This is a genomic window from Chryseobacterium turcicum (assembly GCF_021010565.1).
Taxonomy (GTDB): domain Bacteria; phylum Bacteroidota; class Bacteroidia; order Flavobacteriales; family Weeksellaceae; genus Chryseobacterium; species Chryseobacterium turcicum.
In genome coordinates this window covers 932710-954502 of record NZ_JAJNAY010000001.1, presented here as the reverse complement: position 1 = coordinate 954502, position 21793 = coordinate 932710, and the positions used below count along the sequence as shown (strand labels likewise).

21 protein-coding genes and 1 tRNA gene are annotated in these 21793 nt (G+C 32.3%); 7 read left to right on the top strand and 15 right to left on the bottom strand.

Annotation, left to right across the window (positions count from 1 at the left end; genetic code table 11):
- Positions 1–302 precede the first annotated feature (302 nt).
- Both LO744_RS04480 and LO744_RS04475 read right to left on the bottom strand, forming a co-directional pair.
- A complete protein-coding gene (locus tag LO744_RS04480; protein ID WP_230670483.1) occupies positions 303–1592 on the bottom strand; it encodes a DUF389 domain-containing protein in 1290 nt (429 codons plus the stop codon).
- A gap of 340 nt (positions 1593–1932) precedes the next feature.
- Positions 1933–2003 (bottom strand) — tRNA-Gln (locus LO744_RS04475).
- A 98-nt stretch (positions 2004–2101) separates the two neighbouring features.
- On the opposite strand from LO744_RS04475, the gene LO744_RS04470 reads away from it, so the two are divergent.
- From LO744_RS04470 to LO744_RS04450, 5 genes are all read left to right on the top strand, one after another.
- Positions 2102–3133: an AMP-binding protein gene (locus LO744_RS04470; protein ID WP_230667381.1), complete on the top strand. Its 1032-nt coding sequence runs from the start codon at positions 2102–2104 to the stop codon at positions 3131–3133.
- A 14-nt stretch (positions 3134–3147) separates the two neighbouring features.
- Positions 3148–3540 (top strand): alternative ribosome rescue aminoacyl-tRNA hydrolase ArfB, encoded by a 393-nt coding sequence (gene arfB / locus LO744_RS04465; protein WP_230667380.1) that lies wholly within the window; start codon positions 3148–3150, stop codon positions 3538–3540.
- A gap of 57 nt (positions 3541–3597) precedes the next feature.
- On the top strand, positions 3598–4242 hold the full coding sequence (locus tag LO744_RS04460) for a hypothetical protein (protein WP_230667379.1): 645 nt from the start codon (positions 3598–3600) through the stop codon (positions 4240–4242).
- Positions 4243–4270: 28 nt separating this feature from the next.
- The gene (locus LO744_RS04455; RefSeq protein WP_230667378.1) at positions 4271–5242 is read left to right on the top strand and encodes a deoxyhypusine synthase family protein; all 972 of its coding nucleotides are present in this window, start codon (positions 4271–4273) and stop codon (positions 5240–5242) included.
- Between the two features lie 280 nt (positions 5243–5522).
- Positions 5523–6614: an acyltransferase family protein gene (locus tag LO744_RS04450; protein WP_230667377.1), complete on the top strand. Its 1092-nt coding sequence runs from the start codon at positions 5523–5525 to the stop codon at positions 6612–6614.
- A gap of 159 nt (positions 6615–6773) precedes the next feature.
- On the opposite strand, the gene LO744_RS04445 is transcribed toward LO744_RS04450, so the two are convergent.
- On the bottom strand, positions 6774–6920 hold the full coding sequence (locus LO744_RS04445) for a hypothetical protein (RefSeq protein ID WP_230667376.1): 147 nt from the start codon (positions 6918–6920) through the stop codon (positions 6774–6776).
- A 195-nt stretch (positions 6921–7115) separates the two neighbouring features.
- Between LO744_RS04445 and LO744_RS04440 the strand changes: the two genes are divergently transcribed.
- Positions 7116–7412, top strand: coding sequence for an MGMT family protein (locus LO744_RS04440; RefSeq protein ID WP_230667375.1), 297 nt, complete (start codon positions 7116–7118; stop codon positions 7410–7412).
- Here the strand turns inward: LO744_RS04440 and LO744_RS04435 are convergent.
- Genes LO744_RS04435 through LO744_RS04420 form a run of 4 tightly spaced genes read right to left on the bottom strand, consistent with a single transcriptional unit; the run spans position 7383 to position 10182 of the window.
- Positions 7383–8165: a hypothetical protein gene (locus LO744_RS04435; protein ID WP_230667374.1), complete on the bottom strand. Its 783-nt coding sequence runs from the start codon at positions 8163–8165 to the stop codon at positions 7383–7385. The genes LO744_RS04440 and LO744_RS04435 overlap by 30 nt on opposite strands.
- Positions 8166–8167: 2 nt before the next feature.
- Positions 8168–8524, bottom strand: coding sequence for a hypothetical protein (locus LO744_RS04430; RefSeq protein WP_230667373.1), 357 nt, complete (start codon positions 8522–8524; stop codon positions 8168–8170).
- Positions 8525–8535: 11 nt separating this feature from the next.
- Positions 8536–9090 (bottom strand): LemA family protein, encoded by a 555-nt coding sequence (locus tag LO744_RS04425; protein WP_230667372.1) that lies wholly within the window; start codon positions 9088–9090, stop codon positions 8536–8538.
- 12 nt (positions 9091–9102) lie between these two features.
- On the bottom strand, positions 9103–10182 hold the full coding sequence (locus LO744_RS04420) for a hypothetical protein (protein WP_230667371.1): 1080 nt from the start codon (positions 10180–10182) through the stop codon (positions 9103–9105).
- A gap of 165 nt (positions 10183–10347) precedes the next feature.
- Between LO744_RS04420 and LO744_RS04415 the strand changes: the two genes are divergently transcribed.
- Positions 10348–11145, top strand: a complete 798-nt coding sequence (locus LO744_RS04415) for an alpha/beta hydrolase (RefSeq protein WP_230667370.1) — start codon at positions 10348–10350, stop codon at positions 11143–11145.
- Positions 11146–11227: 82 nt separating this feature from the next.
- Here the strand turns inward: LO744_RS04415 and LO744_RS04410 are convergent, their stop codons facing one another.
- The 8 genes from LO744_RS04410 to LO744_RS04375 all read right to left on the bottom strand — a co-directional run bounded on the left by LO744_RS04410 (position 11228) and on the right by LO744_RS04375 (position 21646).
- A complete protein-coding gene (locus LO744_RS04410; RefSeq protein WP_230667369.1) occupies positions 11228–12730 on the bottom strand; it encodes a serine hydrolase in 1503 nt (500 codons plus the stop codon).
- A 74-nt stretch (positions 12731–12804) separates the two neighbouring features.
- The gene (locus tag LO744_RS04405) at positions 12805–14217 is read right to left on the bottom strand and encodes a serine hydrolase (protein WP_230667368.1); all 1413 of its coding nucleotides are present in this window, start codon (positions 14215–14217) and stop codon (positions 12805–12807) included.
- A gap of 112 nt (positions 14218–14329) precedes the next feature.
- A complete protein-coding gene (locus tag LO744_RS04400) occupies positions 14330–15466 on the bottom strand; it encodes a helix-turn-helix domain-containing protein (RefSeq protein ID WP_230667367.1) in 1137 nt (378 codons plus the stop codon).
- Positions 15467–15569: 103 nt separating this feature from the next.
- Positions 15570–17462: a molecular chaperone HtpG gene (htpG, locus tag LO744_RS04395; protein WP_230667366.1), complete on the bottom strand. Its 1893-nt coding sequence runs from the start codon at positions 17460–17462 to the stop codon at positions 15570–15572.
- 95 nt (positions 17463–17557) lie between these two features.
- Positions 17558–18103, bottom strand: coding sequence for a phosphodiester glycosidase family protein (locus LO744_RS04390; RefSeq protein ID WP_230667365.1), 546 nt, complete (start codon positions 18101–18103; stop codon positions 17558–17560).
- Positions 18104–18359: 256 nt separating this feature from the next.
- Positions 18360–19367, bottom strand: a complete 1008-nt coding sequence (recA, locus tag LO744_RS04385; protein WP_230667364.1) for a recombinase RecA — start codon at positions 19365–19367, stop codon at positions 18360–18362.
- A 336-nt stretch (positions 19368–19703) separates the two neighbouring features.
- A complete protein-coding gene (locus tag LO744_RS04380; RefSeq protein WP_230670479.1) occupies positions 19704–20900 on the bottom strand; it encodes an oxygenase MpaB family protein in 1197 nt (398 codons plus the stop codon).
- Positions 20901–21145: 245 nt separating this feature from the next.
- Positions 21146–21646: a hypothetical protein gene (locus LO744_RS04375; RefSeq protein WP_230667363.1), complete on the bottom strand. Its 501-nt coding sequence runs from the start codon at positions 21644–21646 to the stop codon at positions 21146–21148.
- Positions 21647–21793: the final 147 nt, after the last annotated feature.

The window sequence follows — 21793 nt, the reverse complement described above, 5'->3', positions numbered from 1 at the left end:
AGTTTATTTCCTAGCCCGTAGAATTTAATTTAAAAACAAACTGAATGAAAAGAAAAAAGTCGTGAGCTAGAATTAATAGCTTTGAAAAATTATTGACCAATAAAAGAATAGTTATCCTCCACTCCTCTTTCAAAAGAGTAATTAAACAACAAAAAATCATCGATTGAGAAAAGTTTAGAATCTTTAGTTCTTAAAAGGATTTCACAGAAAAACAGGAAATCTAATCGTATTAAATTTCCTGCTAATGTGAGGTATGAAAATCGCATAGAATGCGTTAAATGAATGGAGAGCTGAGGTAACTTTTATTCTTTAGGATTTTCAATAAGCTTAACGTCTTTTTCGTGCAGTCTTATTTCCAGCCAATTTTTAAATTGCTCTTTATTCGCCATTTTCCCCGAATACATAAGCACAAAACTCAGCCTTGCGCTATCTGTTTTGGGATATTCTTCAATTTTACCATAGGAAATATTATGTACAGAAGGGTAAATAGCTTTAATTTCGTACAACAGCGTAGAATCAGAAATCTTATATCCGTCGAGCTCCTGACGTAGTTTAGATATCGCAATATCTTTTGCCGAGACATTCACAATATTTTTATTTATCTCATTAAGGATTTCCGACTTTACATCTTCAGAACTTTGTCTTACAATAAATTTAGTATCCGAAAGCCCATTATCAACAAGAATTTTATTATAAGACGCAATCTCTTGTGGATTAAATTTTTTATTTAAAAAAGCAAGGTCGATAGACTTAGGACTCGAGTTATAATTAAGTTTTTTATAAACAATTGTATATCCTTTATTATCAAATTCTTTTTGAATAAAAAGTTCTGCCGTTTTGATAAATTTCTTTTCATTAAATAAATTGTACGCTAAATAAAAACTAGGAACAATCATGACCAGAATCAAAGCTGAAATACCATATCTTATTCTTTTTTCATATACACTATCAATTATTACAGAAGGATATTTAAGGTATTTTACAACGAAAAATGTAGCGATACAAATGAAGAAGCAATTAATAATATAAAGATAGAAAGCACCGAAAAAATAAGAATAATTAGACGTTGCCAACCCGAAACCTGCAGTACACAATGGCGGCATCAAAGCCGTCGCAATAGCAACCCCCGGAATAGGATTTCCTTTTTCAACCCTTGTAATGGCAATAATACCAACCAAACCTCCAAAAAAAGCAATCAAAACATCATAAATATTCGGAGAAGTTCTTGCCAATAACTCCGACTGAACATCTTTGAACGGGCTAATATAAAAATAAAACGCAGAAACAGTGAGGCTTACCACGGTAGCAATCAACAGATTTTTCATTGATTTTTTCAGCAACGGAAAATTATACGTTCCTAGCGCAAACCCAGCTCCTACAATCGGACCCATTAATGGAGAAATAAGCATTGCCCCAATGATTACGGCTGTAGAATTGACATTCAGCCCAACCGATGCAATAATTATAGCGCAGGCAAGAATCCAAAGATTAGAACCCCTAAATGAGATATTAGAAATTACGTTTTCTAGAACTTTCTCTCTTTTCTCTTCACCATTGTGAAGATCAATAAAATTAAAAAAGCTATTCATCATTATTTTTGGTTTTTGAATAATAAATGTAAGTTTTTTAATCATATACTCTATTAAAAAAAACTATTATTTTAAAATCTCAAGACCTATAAAATATTCCAATCAGAATTTGATGAAATTTTGTAAAACACACAGAACTAAACGTTTTCATAATCTCTTATTTTAAAAAGATATATTTTTAAAGGGAAAGATATTCAGCAAGTTTCTGCGTAAAGCTATCTGATAAAGAGTAAAAAATGATGTAAATATTTGAAATTTGATGATTCTGGCCTCAATTAAGAACTACATTATTAAAGAATAAAAAAAGCAATCAACTGATAATCAGAAGATTGCTTTCAAAATGTAGACCCACAGGGATTCGAACCCCAACTGACGGTACCAAAAACCGGAGTGCTACCGTTACACTATGGGTCTCTTTATTTTGGTGATGCAAATTTAAAGCTTTTTTCTTTATTTGCAAATCATTTTTGAATTTTTCTTTAAATTTACACTTACAAATTAACCCTTAGAATATGCTTCTCGACTTCAATAATCTCGAAACTAATAATTTACATGCTGAAACTGATTTTGAGAAAAAAGTGTTTTTTTTTCTTGAAGAATGGTTTTCGGATTCTAAAACAGTAAAAGTACAGACTTCTGGGTCTACGGGCGTTCCGAAGATTATTGAAATTGAAAAGGAAAAAATGATTAATTCTGCAAAAATGACCTGCGATTTTTTAAATCTAAAAGAAGGAGATACTGCCTTGGTCTGTCTGCCTATAGAGTATATTTCAGGAAAAATGATGGTTGTAAGAGCCATAACCAGAAAGCTTAAACTCATTATTTCAGACCCTTCGTTAAAACCTTTAGAAAATCTCAATCAGAAAATTGATTTTTGTGCGATGACCCCTTTACAGGTTGAAAACTCATTAGATAAAATTCATTTTATAAAAAATCTGATTATTGGTGGTGCCGCTGTTTCAGCATCTTTAAAAAATAAAATCGCTCAAACGCTCAGACTCTCAGACACTCCAACTAAAATCTATGAAACTTATGGAATGTCTGAAACCCTTTCTCATATTGCTTTAAAGGAAACCTACCCTACTCCTGATGAATATTTTAATGTTTTCAATAGTATTGAAATTTCCACGGATGAGAGAAATTGCCTGAAAATTTATGCTCCACAACTTAATTCAGAAATATTACAAACGAATGATTTGATTGAAATTAAAAATTCCAGTTCTAATCAATTTAAGTTTTTAGGGAGAATTGATAATGTGATTAATTCTGGTGGAGCAAAAATATTTCCTGAACAGCTTGAGGGATTAGTAAAAAAAGAAATCCCAAATGAAGTGGTGTTTTTAGGGATAAAAGATGAAAGTTTAGGTCAAAAATTGATTTTAATTATTGAGGGCAAAGAATCTGAATTATTAAACAACCAACTATCAACCATCAACTATCAACAAAAATTTCATAAGCCTAAAGAAATTATTTTTGTGGATAAAATTCCGAGAACGCCGAATGGAAAAGTAAATAGGTTAGAATTAAAAAGTATTTTTGAATAAGTAAACTATTAATTATGAAAAAATTTACCCCAGAACTTACTTACAAAACATCTCGCAGCAGCGGTGCAGGCGGACAAAACGTGAACAAAGTGGAAACTGCAGTTACCGTGATGTGGAAAGTATCAGATTCTGAATTTTTTAATAATTTTCAAAAAGAATTAATTTACAACAAGCTTAAAAACAGAATTAATCTGGAGGGAATTCTGCAATTAACGGTTTCAGAATCGAGAACACAATTACAAAATAAGAAAATTGCCACCGAGAAGATATTGGAAATCGTAAATGATTCTATAATTATTCCTAAAACCCGATTTAAAACTAAACCATCAAAAGCCAAAGTTCAAAAAAGGCTCGACTCGAAAAAAAAGCTTTCAGACAAGAAAGAAGACCGACGTTTTAAATATTAACGGCATTTTAAATCTCCATTTATAGAAAAACATTATTTTTGCGAAAAATTTTTCTGAATGATTAAAAAAATATTTGCATTAGGATTATTCTCAATATCTATAATGTCATTTGCCCAAAAAATTTCTATCGCTCCCTCTTTTGGATATGCATGGAGAATCAATAAAATCTCACCTTCATTATCACCACAAGAGCGCAGCTACATCAAAGGTCTTAAAAGCGGAACTAATTTCGATGTTGCCCTGCGTTATGAAGTGAAGAATGGAATGCACATTGGTTTTAAATATTCCAATTACAGCGCTTCTCACACAGGAAGATTCAGCGCAAGTGACAATATGGGGAATATTGTGAGTGCTGTGGTAAGCACCAAAGATGCGATTAATTTTTATGGTCCATCTTTCACAGTTACTAATTATGAACAGCCCACAAAGCATAAATTTCTTTTTGATGCTGCATTAGGAGCAATGAGCTACACGACAAAGACTGGAGACGTAAAAGGAAAAGGGACTACATTAGGTGCAGAAGTAGATTTTGCTTATCAATACCAAGTCAACAAACATCTTTTAATTGGTCCTAAGGTTGGACTTTCTGGAGGAGCACTTAGAAAAATCTCCTATAACGGACAGGTTATTGATTTGGGAGAAGAAAACAGAGAAGGTTTAAGCAGAGTTTCTTTAGCAGCATCCGCTACATTCCGTTTTTAAGTTTTATCTTTGTGAAAATTTTAAAATAATGAGCAAACCGATTACTGAGTTCATCGAAAAATATTATCTACACTTCAACGCAGCAGCTTTGGTAGATGCATCAAAAGGATATGTTGCACACCTTAATGATGGTGGAAAAATGATGATTACACTTGCAGGCGCAATGTCTACTGCTGAATTAGGAAAAATTCTAGCAGAAATGATTCGTCAGGATAAAGTAGATTTCATTTCTTGTACAGGTGCCAATCTTGAAGAAGATTTGATGAATCTTGTAGCGCACTCTCATTACGAAAGAGTTCCTCATTACAGAGATTTAACAGCTCAAGACGAATGGGCTCTTTTGGAAAGAGGTTTAAACAGAGTTACAGACACTTGTATTCCTGAAGAAGAAGCTTTCAGAAGATTGCAAAAACACATCGTTGAAATCTGGAAAGATGCTGAAGCGAAAGGTGAAAGATATTTCCCGCATGAATTCATGTATAAAATGATTCTTTCAGGAGTTTTGGAGCAGTATTATGAGATTCCAAGAGAAAACTCTTGGATGATTGCAGCGGCTGAAAAAAACTTACCAATTGTAGTTCCAGGATGGGAAGATTCTACCATGGGTAACATCTTTGCTTCTTACTGTATTAAAGGTGAATTAACGGCTACAACTACAAAATCTGGTATCGAATACATGACCTATTTGGCAGATTGGTACACTAAAAACTCAGCTGGAAAAGGTGTTGGTTTCTTCCAGATTGGTGGAGGTATCGCAGGAGATTTCCCAATTTGTGTGGTTCCGATGTTGTATCAGGATATGGAAATGCATGATATTCCGTTCTGGTCGTATTTCTGTCAGATTTCAGATTCTACAACTTCTTATGGTTCATATTCTGGAGCAGTTCCGAATGAGAAAATTACTTGGGGGAAATTAGACATTACTACACCGAAATTTATCGTTGAAAGTGATGCTACGATTTGTGCACCATTGATGTTCTCTTACATTTTGGAAAACTAAATTTTACAATTAAATTTAATTATACTTAAAAGGCTTAGCAATAAGCCTTTTTGTTTTTTTAAATGAACACAGAGTTCACAAAGTTTTTTAAAAAAATAAATCTTTCAAGGTTCACAGAGACGCTCTGCTTCTATAAGACCACAAAGTATCATTTAATAAATGTTAAACTTTTTCATCTTTTATAAGCGAAGCGGCTTTGTGAGACAAAACAGTTTTAGATGATAAAAAACTCTGTGAACTTTGTGTTCAAAAAACCAATACATTTATATATTTACTCTAATTGGAAACTCTTCAAAAAAATAAATTCGATGCTTTAACCGGAATGCGTGCCATTGCTGCTATCATGGTTTTTGTATATCACAACCGAAAATATTGGCGCCACGATTTACCTTTTGAAATCATGCGTTTCATCAGTGAATGGCATATTGGCGTAACTGTATTTTTTGTGTTAAGCGGATTTTTACTAGCCTATCGCTATGAAGAGAAGCCTTTAGAATCAAAAAAATCATATTTAAAATATATTCTCCTTCGTATCGCAAGAATATTCCCATTGTATTGGATTTTATTGAGTTTTTATTTTCTCGACACCTCATATTCCAAAGGTGTTGATACTTATTTTCTGCAATACTCTTTATTTTATTCACTTTTTGAAAGATATTCTGTGTCTGGAATTGTTCAGGCTTGGTCATTGACCGTTGAGTTTTTCTTTTATATTCTGGCTCCGTTTTTATTTCTATTATTAAAGAAAAGCTGGAAATACTGCATACTGTTTTTAATTGGATTTTTCTTTTTAGGTTGGGGAATTGGAATGGGTTTAAAAGAATTTAACGGAAACCCTAAAGGCTTTCTATATCCTTTACAGTTTATGATTGGGAGTACATTTTTCGGGCGAAGTCTTGAGTTTTTCTTCGGAATGTTACTCGCTTATTTAATGAAAAAAGAAAAAGGAATTCAATTTTTAAACAAGATTAAAAAACCTACACTTTGGGGTGGAATTTCGATTTTAATTTTAATTATTTGTATCAGATTTTTTGCCAGAAATAATTTCGTTCACGGTATTGAAAGATGGGAAGGTCGCTTGATTCACGAATTATTTTTGCCCGTTGCAATTATTATTTTCTTTTGGGGATTGATAACCGAAAAAACTTGGGTTTCAAGAATACTTTCGACGAAATTTTTTATTCTTTTAGGAAATGCATCATTTGTTTTTTATCTGATACATTTGAGTTATTTCAACATGAAACTCAAATCATACATCTATCTGCCTGACAAGAATTTTGTTTTGCTTTGGATTTGCTCGATTATCATTTATCTTTTAATTGAAAAACCTTTGTATGAGCTTTGCAGGAAGTTGATTTCTAAAATTAATTAGTTTTGATAATCTCTCGCGGATTTAGCGGATGATGCAGATTTTAAAACATTAAAATTTTAAGCAAAATCCCGCACAGTTTTAAGAATCAACACATTGGATTTAATACAGTCATTAAACTTAAAATCAAAGAAAAAAATCTGTGAAATTTGTGGAAAATATTTAATCTAAAGAATTGGTCAGGACAAAATAACGATAGGCCAAAATTCCTTTTTGAAACTTTGTCAGTTTCAAAGGGTCTTTATCACTCAATTTCGGTAAAACAGCTTTATTTATTGTATTCAAAATTCTGAAAATTGACTTTTTCATAACAGACTATTTTAGGGGTTACTTTTATTATTCAAAAATTGTGCGGTTTTGAAATCAAAGAAATTATTCTCTCAAACAATCATCATTAAAATTTAATTCTTACCTATAAACATTGTCAAAGTTGGTTTCAAAGTTCGAAAATGTAAAAAACACATTATTTATTCCTTACATTTGATTCATATTTGAATTAAAAAAATGAACGAAATTTTCAAACAGCAAGTCTGGGAAATCACCAAACTAGTTCCCAAAGGAAGAGTAACAAGTTATGGAGCGATTGCAAAAGCGGTTGGTTTTCCCAACCATTCTCGTCATGTAGGAAAAGCGATGGGCGGTTGTCCGAAAGATGTTCCAGCGCATCGGGTGATTTCCAGTTCGGGAACTTTATCAGTACCTGAATTTCAGTCAAAACTAGAAGCAGAAGGAATTATCGTTGATAATTTCAGAGTAAAAAATTTCAAAAATCTATTTTGGAATCCGCTTACTGAACTTTGACTTTCGAGAATCTATTCTTTTTGAGTTTTTGTTCAACACAATTTTTTTCTCAAAAATCATTTTAAAATAGCCTATCAAGGCAGGAATAAGAAGAGTAACAAAAAGACTACAGATTCCCAATGCCCAAATTGGCATATCATCTCTTCTCCCCTCAAAATATTCCCAGATTACCCAAGAAAGCACAATAATAAAAAACAGCATTGCTCCCGGAAAAACAATGTAGCTCACAAAACCTAAGAGAATTTTCCAGATAAAAGAAATATCTCTGCCGAGAGCATACAACAGAATTCCAAGAAATGCCAATGCAAAAACGGCAAAGAAAAAAACAACTAGCCCGGTAATTGTTTTCTGTTCCCAAAAACTTAAGTTTTTTACATTTTTATCCCCTTCATCATAAGAAATAAGAATCGTTTTTCCCAATTCGATAGGGATGCTTGTTCCGTAGCCTAAAGATTTCTGAACAGTTTGATTTTTATTATTTTTAAACTCTACAATCGCAATACTTGTCGGCTCCGATTCTGAATCACCATCTGTATAATCATATCTTACGACTTTAGCTTGATATTTTTCGCCAAAAAAATAAGCATACGTATAAGTTCCAACAATTTCTGCGAGGAAAATAAACATTGCAACAACGAAAAGTGTTGCAAGAGTGGGCAAAACAAATGATGCTGCAGAAATATTTCCCCTACTCCTTCTATTTTTCAGAAACAGTAAAACCAAAATAATTGCTGAAATAATCAAGGTGTACATAATTAAGATTTATTGAGGTTTTTTAATTTTGAAAAATCTTTAAAAAACAAAATAATCTCCCGTTGATTAAACAAGGTATAAATCGCTACAAAAAATACAATAATCAGGAAAACCAAAGCCAATTTGAGTTTTTCGGCTTCAATAAATGCTGAGAAAAACAGAATTGGAGCAAAAACGATGACAGACAATCCAAAAGTGAGGAGAATGTACTGAACAATCATTTTCAGAAAGTGAACTTTCCGCACTAAACTGTACAAAACAAAAAGCCCGATTGTAACCACAGGAAAACCAATGGCCAAACTTCCCCAAAATCTTCGGGACATCACGAAATCTCCAAAAGCACCTAAATCTATTTCCATTTTTAATGTTTTTAAAGTTGTACGGGTTTAAGTTGTTTTTCTTTTTCAGCAAAATTCAGCATTTGCATCTTTTTATAATTCATCATTTTAGCAAAAATAACATCCGGGAAAACCTGAATTCCGGTGTTGTATAAATTGACCGATTCATTGAAATATTCCCTCCTGTCAGCAATCATATTTTCCAGTTCTGTTAATCTTTTCTGAAGCTGCAAAAAAGATTGAGTTGCTTTTATTTCCGGATAATTTTCAATGGAAATCAATAAAGATTTTAAATTCCCATCAAGTTCTCCGGCAATTTTTATTTTTTCATTGATATTTTCTGTCTGTGAATATTGGTAACGAAGTTTTACCAGTTGAGTTAATACATTATTTTCATACAGAGCGGTCGCTTTCACCGTTTCAACCAAATTGGGAATCTCATCGGCGCGCTGTTTTAAAATCACATCAATATTTGAAAAAGATTTATCAACATTATTTCTCGTCAGTACAATCTGATTATATGCTCTTATAAAAAAAGCACCAACAGCAACGATTACGATGATTAAAACAAATAGCGGAATAAGCATTTACAAAATTTTTTAATTAAAAAAATCAAAAGGATTCTTTGAGAATTTCTCTTTCCAGTTGATAGGTTCTATGGTAATTTTACTACCGTTGATTTTCATTGGAGCAATCATTACAAATGCAGAAAAAAGAGCAATACACAAAATCGTAGCTACAGACTTTATTTTTAAGGGTCTCCATTTATTGGCAAAACTCACCCATTCCAGAGGCGCCATTCCGAAGACTTGTTTATTTTCATCGTACCTGAAAATTGTTTTGGCATCTTCATAAAAAGCCTGCCCAATAATTAGAATTTCAGTTTTTTCATTGAGAATATATTCACGGTAACGGCGACTTCCGGTTTCTGTTTCTTTTTCAGGATAAAAACTAATCCAGTTGAGTTTTTCGGGTTCCACTTCAATACTCCCGGTTTCATCTTTCAAAAGAAACCTGTGAAGTTCTTGTTTTCTTTGAATTTCACGATACGATTTGCTTGTTCTTCCATCATCATCTCTACTTTCACTCACTTCATCTACTGTATAAATATAGCCAACGCAAACCGTGTAAGAAAGTGGTGAAACAACCGTTTTCAAAGCTTTTGCTTTTCCACAAATTTCAGCTAACCCCATTGCAACGCTCTGAATTTTTGAGGTAGGAAGATTCCGCTGATAAAAGAAGAATCGGTTTTTATTGTTGGGTAAAATCGAACCAATAATAATTACAAAAGCAATAATGAATATGGAATAAATTCCGAAATAAAAGAATCCCAAATATGCCAACAAAATACCGAAACCGCTCAAAACAATTTTCCACAAAGGCTTTTTTGCAGCTCTCGCCTCTCGAAAACTATCAATTATTCCTCTAATTCCTTTCGTGATGATAGCAATAATTGCCAATGCGAAAACTGAAAGAAACAATCCTATAAATATCAAACCCGAGTATTTCGGAAATAAAAAATATCCTCCAGTGATAATCAAAGGATCGATTAAAAACATAATCCAGCCCGGTTTGAGCTTTATTTCAAGCAGAGCAGATAAAATTAAAGTATGAAAAAGTGCGATTCCTAAACTGAATAAAACCAGAAAAGGAAGCATTTGAATAGTGATTTCAAACATTTGCTATTGGTGTCTTTTACAAATATAATATTTTTCAGAATCACATTTTATTTTATATTATTTAAAACTAACAGTTCAGTAGTCAAAAGTAACGGTTCGGTGATTTAATTTATTAAAAAAAACTTTATAGTAACTATATTTGCTTCATCATTTAAAAACAATATTATGAAAGCTAAAGCGACTATTACATTTCTATTTATTATTTTCACTCAACTTTTTCAGGCTCAGATTGATGATAAATTTTATCAACCCAGCAAAGAAATGAAACCAATTGATTTAAAATTTGAAAATATTTCAACTCCGGTTGAGAAAGATACCATTACAGCTATTTTATTAAAACCAAATACAGCAAAACCTAAAGCAACGATTCTGTTTTTCCACGGAGCAGCTGGAAATGTTTCAACCTATGTTTTTATGATTAAACCATTAGTGGAAGCCGGATTTCAGGTTGCCATGGTCGATTTCCAAGGATACGGAAAATCTACAGGAACTCCTACTCACCTCAATGTTGCAGCAGACGGACAAAAGTTTTTTGACACGATGCTCAACCGTAAAGACATTAAAAACACCAAGATTTTAATCTATGGGGCTTCTCTCGGTTCTCAGGTTGCCACCCATTTAGCTAAAAATAATAAAGCTAAAATTTCAGGGTTGGTCATCGATGGCGGAATGTCTTCATTTGCAGATATTGCAGCCGTTTTTGCTCCTCAGTTTAAAAATGCTCTGGCAAAAATGTTAGCATCAGTTTACTCTGCAAAAGAAGATATCAAAGCAACAGAAGGTCTTCCAAAGCTTTTTATGTACAGTAAAAATGATAATACTGTTCCGTTTTCTCAGGGAGAAGAAATGTACAAAAATGCTGCAGAACCTAAACAGTTTTTTGAGTTTACCGATGACCACTTGAGTGCAGTAACTGAAAAACCTGCCGATGTCGTAAAAGCTATTGAAGCTTTAATTAAATAAAATCTTAAAATAATTTGGGCAGAGCCAAAGACTCTGCCCAAATTATTGAAATATATCACTCTTAATCAAGAGTTTTTTCAGCTTATTTATTTTTCAAAATCTCTTCAATTTTCACAAGCATTTCTTTTGCATTCTGATTTGAAGGGTCTAAATCTATCACTTTTTGATAATCGGCTTTAGATAATGCATATTCTTTTTTATTAAAATAAGCTTCGCCACGACTATCGTAAACATTTGCCGATTTTGGAAATTCATTAATATTTAAAGTGAAAATTTTGATGGCAGAATCTATAGTATTGCTATTCAAAAACTCATAGCCAAGCGTATTTAGTTCGCCTTCATTAGAGAAATTATAATTATCAGGTTGAGTTTTCTTCAGCTTTTTGTAAAGCTCAATTCCTTTATCGATATTCTTTTCGCATTCTTTTTTGATGGTTAAAGCAATTGATTCTTTAATCGGTTCTAAAGGATAGTTTTTCCATTGATTCAAGCTTGCAATACTAGAAACAACTTCTTCCACAATTTTCATATTGCTCCCATTTGTCATTACAACGATGCCATTTCCATCTTCTAAACTGCCTATATAGTGACAAACAAAGCCTTCGTTTCCACCACTGTGTCCAAAATATTTTGTACCATTGAAATCATTCAAAAATACTCCAAGATTATTATTTATTCTTTTTACAGACATTTCTTTAGACAAAATTTTATTTGATTTTCCTACTAAAGACAATTGAGTTTCGATAATATAATTTGCTAAATCTGTGGGGTTTGTCCATAAACCGGCTGCCGCTTTTTCAGGATAAACATGGTATTTCCCTTTCACTTCTCTCCCATTGATATAAGCTGTTGCAAGCAAATTTTCTTTATCTTTTGCAGGAGGCTGATTGAAAGAACTATTCGTCATTCCCAACGGAATTAATATATTTTTCAGCATGTAATCTTCATACTTTTCCCCAGTCGTATTTTCAAGAATTAATTGACTGATTGTCGTTCCACCGCCAGAATATTCAAATTTAGAACCTGGCTCAAAAATGGAACGAACAGCCTTTGAATTGGACGGTTTTTGCCCATCCAAAATCTGTGTTATTGTTGGTAATTCTACTCCTTTTTCATACCCTCCGAAACCATGTACAGACAGCCCGGCTTTGTGGGACAGCAAATTAGCAATGGTAATTTTTTTACCTTTTGAAGTCTCATCATAAGGAAACTTCCAGGTTTTAAGATAATTATTAATGTCATCATCCAATCCTAATTTTCCCTCTTCAACTAACTTCAAAATCCCCAAACTATTGATAGACTTACTAATGGAAGCCGCTTGAAAAAGGGTTTGAGGTGTTACCATTCTCTTTTCTGAAACATCTGCAAGGCCGTAAGATTTCACCCATTCTATTTTGTAATCTTTGATGACGGCAATGCTTACCGCATTCGCATTATAAAATGCCATTCTATCTTTTAAAGTAAACTTTTTTTTCGTTTTGTCCCAATGATTGAGATTGGTTTCGAATAATTTGATTTTATCATTTACATTTTGCGCAAAGGTATTAAGCGATAAAAAGATGATGATGAGGGCTAGTTTTTTCATTTTGGAATAATTAAATTTATGATTTTCTATAATAGGACAGTTAATACAAGAGTTTTGTTACACTCGGTAGAATCTTACTTATCATTTTCTTTTTCAATTTTCAACAGCATTTGTTTTCCGTTTTCATTATTAGGATTTAATTTAATAGATTTTTGATACATGATTATCGCCTCATCTTTTTTGCCAAATTGATGTAAAGCTTCTCCATAACTATCGAATAGATTAGCATTGTTAGGGAACTCATTTATAGCCAGTTTAAATATTTCTATTGACTCACTGTTTTTCCCAAGCCTTAATAGTTCATATCCTAATTTATTCAGTTCGTTTGGATTTTCAAAACTGTATTCTTGTTTGTAATTTTCTTTGAGTAAATGATATGTTTCTATAGCTGTATTTATGTCTTTTAGAGCTTCTTTTCTTATCGTCAGGTAAATAGATTTTTTTGGAATTTCGTAATCTTTTCCTAACAATAGGTTATGAATACTATGTCCTAAATCCCATACTCTATTGAGGTTATTAGACAATAGAATGATTGTAATATTATTTTTAAAATCATTTAAAAAGATGGATTCAAATTTATACGATACTCCATTGTGTCTTTGCAATTCATCTTTTTCAAAATATCTCCCAAGTGACCCGCCTTCATCTTTTGCGTATGGATTGTTTAATAAAATTTGAAAGGATTCTTTTGATATCAAACGATTAGAGTTCATCGCTTCAATCCATTTATATAAATCATTGATGTCCACCCAAAGCCATCCGCTTATAAATTTCAATTCTTGGCATTTTACATTGTCAAAATCATAGCAAGATGTTCGGTTTTTATACCCAAATTTTGGGTCAAATACCGAATTTGTCATTTTCAACGGCTCTATTATATTTTTAGTAACAAACTCTTGAAATGATATTCCAGTTACCTTTTCAATAATTCTTCTTTGCAAAAATACATTGCTGTTATTATAGCTGTAGCTAGTTCCGGGCTCAAATAACAGATTATCAGTATTTCTCAAAATCCCCCAAGCTTCTGTGTCATTTTCTGGTAGTGATGGCTCAATACTGGGAATGCCACTCGCATAATTGATAAGCTGTCTTATGGTCACTTTTTCTGACCATTTTGGTAATCCTAAATTAAATTTAGATATATTATCATCCAAATTAAGCAGACCACGTTCCACTAAAATCATGATGGAAACCGCATTAAATTCTTTTGCAATAGAACCGATGTTAAATATTGATTGATTATTTAAAGCAGTTTGTCTCGTCTCATCAGTAAAACCAAACGATTTTTGATAAATAATTTTATTATTTTTAGCGATAAGAAAATTCCCATTGAATAAACCTCTTTCGTAGGATTTTGCCATTAAGGAATCAATTTTATTGATAGAAGTAGGATTTTCTTTTGCTTTAAAATTTCTAGAATTACAGCTAAATACGATCAATAAAACTAAAAAGTAACCGATATTCTTTGCAAGATTGTATATTTTCATAAAGTTTAATTTCTTAAAAAAACATTTTAATTTTGCTGCAAAAATGCGTCAGAACACATTAATACGCGACCGATTAAAAAAAGTCGAACGCATTTTTCAATAAATTCGATACTTAAAATGAACTTTTACGAAAATCCGTCGGGGTTTTTCCTGTATGTTTTTTGAAAGAAGTACTAAATGATGATTTGGAATTGAAACCGACCTCATAGAGAATTTCCAAAATTGTTAATTCTTTCTGTAGAGGATTTTTCAGTATTTCTTTAGCCTTTTCAATTCGATATTCATTGACGAAATCGAAAAAGTGTTTATCCATATACAAATTAATCAAAGTAGATAAATCTTTAACGGGCATGTTTACTTGCTCCGCTAAATCCTGAATGGTTAATGAAGAATCCAGATAAGGTTCTTTTTCAATCATAAACTTTTTCAAAAATTCTATTTGCCTATTTTTTTCGTCATCAATTACAGGAGAAGCTTTTTGTTTAGGAACAGTTTCTGTAATAGGTTTTAGATTAGAATTCACACCTCGGAAAAACTCAGGATTGTTTAACGCAGTAAACAGATACCAACACGTACAAAATAAAAAGGCAAACCCATCAAGAGTTACAATCCAGGCCCGGATTTCCCCTGGGCCAAAAATAAAAGTAACCAGCCATCTTATCAGAACTATAAAATGTATGGCATAATACAGAATTGTTATTTTATAAAGTGCGTTAAGATTAGAAATATTAGGGTTTGCGTAATTCTCAAGATAGACCGTTTTGGACTTTCTAATCACCAAAAATGAAGCAATAAAATAAATTTGAAACAAAAATTCGAAAAGAAAGTAAAAAAACTGTGTTATAGGCATTTCATATATGCCATTTATAAACTCTATTTTGGAGTCTCTATCTACAAAATAAATCCCCCAAGCTAAATATAAATTGTAAGCAAGAAAAGGAATTACATGCAATATATGTTTCGGTTTTAGTCGAAAATTAGTGTAACAAACCGACAATACATAAAGATAAAAAGATGCCGGAACCAAATAGACAATACTCCAACGAAAAGCTTCGAGGTTGATATGATTAACAGGAAATTCCCGTTGCAAAAATTTGAATGCATCTACGGCATTTGTAAAAAGAAAAAAGGCAAGAAGCCAATTTGAAAGTCTGTGTTTTGTTTTTACGGTAATCAAAAACAGGGCAAGCAAAAGCACCATGAAAATCCCAATAGAGGAAACCAGATGTAAAAAGTCGAACTTGTCCATATTTTTTTAAGCAAAGCCAAATTTAGTATTTCTGAGATAATTTTTTCATAAAAAAACCGAAACAACAAAGTCGTTCCGGTTTTACAATATAAATTAGTCTAAATTATTTCTCCAGTTGCTTATAACTTCTCTGAATAAAGTCTGTCAACTCCTTCCCTTTCAATAAATTTTGAGAAAGCTTAGCCAAGTCTAAAGCGTGTTTGATTTGAGAACTTTTCTCGTCTGAATTTTCGTTAGCCAAAATTTTAGTAGCAAACTCACTGTTTGAATTCACTACCAAATTGTACATTTCGGGGAAACCACCCATTCCAAACATTCCGCCACCGCCGGTTGCCTGCATATCTTTCATTCTACGCATAAATTCTGGCTGAGTAATCGTAAACGGAGCATCATTGCTGTCTAAATCTTCCAACTGAACCGTGAATTTTTTATCATTAATAGATTCTTCAACATTTTTCTTCAATGATTCTTTTTCAGTTTCATTTAATTTAGAAATTGCCGGTTCGTCTTTTTTAATCAAGTTATTGATGTGGTCTGCATCTACTCTTACAAAAGAAATTTTCTCTTTTGAAGTTTCCAGTTTTTGAATTAAATGCGGAACAATCGGTGAATCTAACAATAAAACTTCATAGCCTTTATCTTCCGCAGACTGAATGTAAGAATGTTGCTCATCGGCATTCGTAGCATAAAGAATAACCAAATTTCCGTCTTTGTCGGTTTGATTAAGCTTAATTTTTTCTTCTAATTCATTCCAAAGGAAATATTTACCGCCAGTTGTTGGGTAAAGCGCAAATTTGTCAGACTTTTCGAAGAATTTATCTTCCGAAATCATTCCGTATTCTATAACGATTTTTATGTCGTTCCATTTTTTATCGTAATCTTCACGGTTTTCGTTGATTAAAGAAGCCATTTTATCGGCAACCTTTTTAGTGATGTAAGACGAAATTTTCTTCACCGCACCATCAGCCTGCAAATAAGAACGTGAAACATTCAACGGAATATCCGGAGAATCAATAACTCCTCTTAATAACATTAGGAAATCTGGTACAATTCCTTTCACCTCATCGGTTACGAAAACTTGATTTTGATATAATTGAATTTTATCTTTTTCAATATTTAAATTATTCGCCAATTTAGGGAAGAATAAAATCCCCGTTAAATTAAACGGATAATCAACATTCAAATGAATATTAAACAAGGGCTCCTCAAACTGCATCGGGTACAATTCGTGGTAAAACGCTTTGTAATCTTCATCTTTCAACTCACTTGGCGCTTTCGTCCACGCCGGAGTTGGGTTGTTGATAATATTATCAACTTCTACAGTTTCTGCAACAGCATCTTCTGCAGCTGCTTCAGGTAAAGGAAGTGTTTCTGTTTTTGTTCCAAATTTAATAGGAACCGGCATGAATTTGTTGTATTTCGTCAACAATTCACGGATTTTATTTTCTTCTAAAAATTCTAAAGAATCTTCAGCGATATGAAGAACGATTTCTGTTCCTCTATCGGTTTTTGCCGTTGTTTCTTCTAAAGTAAATTCTGGGCTCCCATCGCAAATCCAATGAACTGCCGGTTCGTCTTTGAAAGACTTTGTGATAATTTCTACTTTTTCTGCTACCATAAATGCAGAGTAAAAACCAAGTCCGAAATGACCGATAATCCCTGAATCTTTTGCAGAATCTTTATATTTCTCTAAAAACTCTTCAGCTCCTGAAAAAGCAACCTGATTGATGTATTTTTCAACCTCTTCAGCTGTCATCCCCAAACCTTGGTCGATGATGTGGAGCTTTTTATTTTCTTTATCTATTCTAACTTCTATTTTCGGATTTCCGTAATCTACTTTCGCTTCTCCGATTGATGTTAAATGTTTTAATTTTAAAGTTGCATCTGTTGCATTAGAGATTAATTCTCTCAAAAATATTTCGTGGTCGCTGTATAAAAACTTCTTAATTAGCGGGAAAATATTTTCCACCGAAACATTAATATTTCCTTTTGTCATTTTATTTTATTTTTTAAATATGGTTTTCAAATCTCAAAAAAAATACCATTGAAAAGAAAGTGACAGATTGACACTAATTGAATAAGAATTTATATTTAATTTTTATTTGTAACGCCAATCATTACTCCAAAATCACCATCCTCCTGAATCCATTTCTCTTGAGGAAAATACGACCTAGAAACAAAGCCATCAAGATATAATGCATTTTGGCAACCTAAATTTTTAAACAATTCGGCAAAATCATAAAAGTTAATTTCTTTTTTTGACATTGCAAAAACAACCTCTCCGTTTTTCAAAATTCCTACACCATTTCTAATGTTTAAATTTTTTGATTTTTTTTGAAAAATTGAATTTACTTTCCCGTCGACAATGAGCATGGGCCCAGATTGAGTAGCATATTTTATTTCTGAATTGAAGCGAAAATTTTCACTAGTTAGAATTTTATAATCATTCGATGTAGTGATATAAAAAATACCGTTTGGTTTAAGATAAAAATTCCCTTCACCAGACAAGGTATCAATTTCATTTAATTTTTGGTAGTTTTCAATATAAAGACCTTTGGGCATATTATTTTTAATAAACATTCCACCATTCATTGCAAATTTTAAAGTTTCATTTTTAGAATCAGTAAGTTCTTTCAAGTTTTTGAAACTTTTTAAAGGTTCATTTTTGTTATTTTTCCAAAATAAGGTAACCTTATCATTTTTCGAATTGGTCTGATAAATAATAAAATCAGAGTTTATCGGGTTCTCTTTTTTACAGGAAAATAAAAAAACAAATACCAACATGGTCAAGAGGCTATACAATCTATTTCTCATCATCTGAATTTACTATTTTTCAAAATACAAAAAAAGACAGCCTTTCAGCTGTCTTTTTTTGTATTTTAATCAAAACAAATTACTTTTTGTTGTTGATGATTTCTTCTTTTACTTTGTTTTCAAGCTCTTCAGCCAATTCAGGATTGTCTTTCAACAAATCTCTAACAGCATCACGACCTTGTCCTAGCTTAGTTTCACCGTAGCTGAACCAAGAACCGCTTTTCTTCACAACTCCCATATCAACTGCAGTATCTAAAATTTCACCGGTTTTAGAAACACCTTCACCATACATAATGTCAAATTCTGCCATTTTGAAAGGTGGAGCAACTTTGTTTTTTACAACTTTCACTTTCACACGGCTTCCAACAGCTTCATCACCGTTCTTAATCGGTGCACTTGCTTTTCTGATATCTAATCTTACCGAAGCGTAAAATTTCAAAGCGTTACCCCCAGTTGTTGTTTCAGGGTTTCCGAACATTACTCCGATTTTTTCTCTCAACTGGTTGATGAAAATTACCGTACATTTTGTTCTGTTAATAGTCGCAGTCAATTTTCTTAATGCCTGAGACATCAATCTTGCATGAAGACCCATTTTAGAATCTCCCATTTCCCCTTCAATCTCTGCTTTTGGAGTCAATGCAGCCACTGAGTCAATTACTACAATATCAATTGCTCCTGAACGAATCAAGTTATCAGCAATTTCCAAAGCTTGTTCACCATTGTCTGGCTGAGAAATAATAAGGTTTTCTAAGTCGATTCCTAATTTTGCTGCATACCCTCTGTCGAAAGCGTGCTCTGCATCAATAAAAGCAGCAATTCCGCCCGCTTTTTGAGCTTCTGCAATTGCATGAAGCGTTAAAGTTGTTTTACCAGAAGATTCAGGTCCGTAGATTTCAATGATTCTACCTCTTGGATATCCACCAACGCCTAAAGCGATGTCTAGCCCTAATGACCCTGAAGGAATAACCTCAATCGTAGTATCGATTTCACTATCTCCCAACGTCATTACAGTTCCCTTTCCGTATGTTTTATCTAGCTTATCAAGCACCAAGGCAAGTGCTTTTTTCTTATCATCTATGTTGCTCATATCGTATTAAATAATTTATCAAAAATACATAATTAAATTTTAAAAGTTCATATTATTTGTCCTCGGAATTTGTTTTTTGCGTTAAAAAAATAATAAATTTCACTCCAATTAAAAAAGAAAAGTCAATGTTGAAACGATTAGAATTTCAGAAAATAGATATCTTTTTTTTTCTAAAATACATTTTCTCAAGAGCTTTATCCCGCTTTCCGCTGTATCTTTTTCGCCAACGCTTTTTAACAATCTTTATTCAGAAAAAGGATGTCGCTACAATCGCGGCTATTAAGAAAGATTACTCACAAAGTATAGGTAATAAGTAATGGGGTAATGAATAATCCATTAATGGAAATTTGAGTTCTGTGTAATTCTCAAATAGTCTTCCAACACTTTCATCTGGTCTTTATTTCCTTTTTTAATTCTGGCTTCTCGGCTTACCGTAGAATCGTATATTTTATTAATGATTCTTTTTGTAATAGGAAATCCTTTTTTGAAAGGTACGTCAGGAATTTGAAGTCTTTTGCAGACGTCATCATCCAATAAAAACCAAGTGCAGCAAATATGCAGATAACGCAGATTCTTTCTTTGAAACTCATATTTCAAAATCGGATTTTCTAAAGATTCGTTTAGTAAAGAATGCGCTAACAGAATAGAATCTTTATCTGAAGACGGCTGAACGGAGGTCCATAAATAAAAATACTCTGTTGCCTGTTTTTTATCGTTGGGAAGCAGGTTTTCAGGAATTCCCAGCAAGTATCCTACGTACTTCCAAAGGTGAAAAAGCCCTTTTTCTTCCTCTTCTGAAAAAGTATTTCCAAATTTATGAAGACTGTGCAAAAAAACAAGACTGAAGCCAATATACGTTGCCATCATATCCCAAGAATTGATGGGTTGACCCCAATTTTCGGTATCCCAATTTTTGTAATGCTTTTTAATTGAAAGCCTTGCATAGGAATGGATAAGTCTTGTTTTTATCGCAAACTCATATCCTTTTTTATGAATTTCCAAAGCATCATATCTTGTTACATTCACCCAAAAATCTAGTGTTTCAGAAAGTCTTTTTACGGCTCCTTTTTTAAGCGCTTCTGTTGCCACCAACGGTTTGTTGAGATAAGCATAATCGTAACCGCCAATTAAACAATAATCTCTGAGCGAAATTAAAGAATCGAGATTGCTTCGCATGCAAAGTTCAGCACCGGCTTTTATTAAGTTATAATCAAGCCAATCAGGAAGTTTTTGAGTTTGAGTAAAAAGCTTTTTTACACTTTCGGGGACATTTTCATTTTCTGAAAATCCATTTCTTATGTACTGCTCGATTTCTCGTGACGCTTCACTGTATTTTTTGGTAAAATAAACCTCTTTCACAACTTCATCTCCTATTTCATCTACATGATAAAAGAAAGGAGCAAATTTTTCGAAATCTTTAAAACTCACTTCTGCACCGGAAAAATCAATCAGCTGTTTTCCGTTTCCTTTCGTCCAAAAATCTTTGAAATGAGGAGCATCTTTAAATCTTGGTTGTAAAATGTAGTCTTCCATCAATGATAAAGGTACAAGTTTTAGATCAAAAATGGGTTGTGAGATTTGTCAGTTATCATTTAGTAGATGATATTTTTCACCGTAAAAGAATGAAATGATTAAGAAAAGAGAAATTCAAAAGTTTACAAAATTGTAAGAATAGTTGATAGTTAGTCGTTTGACTAAATGATTTAAGAGTAACAAGTTTTACCTTACAAAAAGCAGATTGAAAGATTTATTGGATGAATATTTTAATATTGAAAAAATTATTTTGGAGATTTCTTTCTTTTAAAGTCATCTTCTTTTTTATGGATTTTAGCGACTGAGTCATTATCAATTAAAACAGCTTCTCCCATTTCAAAATTTTTATTTGTAAGTGTATCCATTTCTATATCTTCAAAAACTACGCCTGTGGTTGTTATACAGGATTCTTCTTTTTGTTTCGAGCATCCTGTCAAAAATAAGATAAAAGACAAAACAGTCAGGATAATTCTGTTATTCTGAAAATAAGAAGGAATATATTTAAAGAAACTTCTTTTTATCTGATCGATATTATTTTTTCTATTATCGGATAATTGATGATTATAAAACCTTCCACAAATGCTTGTATTTTTATTTTCTATGAAAATCTGATGAATTTCTTCAGGCTGTTTTTGTGTAAAATCTATCACACATTTACTGCAGACTTCGCAAAATCTACCTTTTTCCTGAGGAGACATTATTTCCCAGTTTTCAGAACACGGATTTGGAATCTGTATATTTTTCATCATTTAGTCTTAATAATTAATATGTATATCCGTAATTAATCAAGTTGTCAAATACTAGTTTGTAATTCAACAAGATATATTGTTTGTTTTTTAAGATTTCACCCTGAAATCAAACGGAAATATCTTCAATTACGCCTTGATGAACTC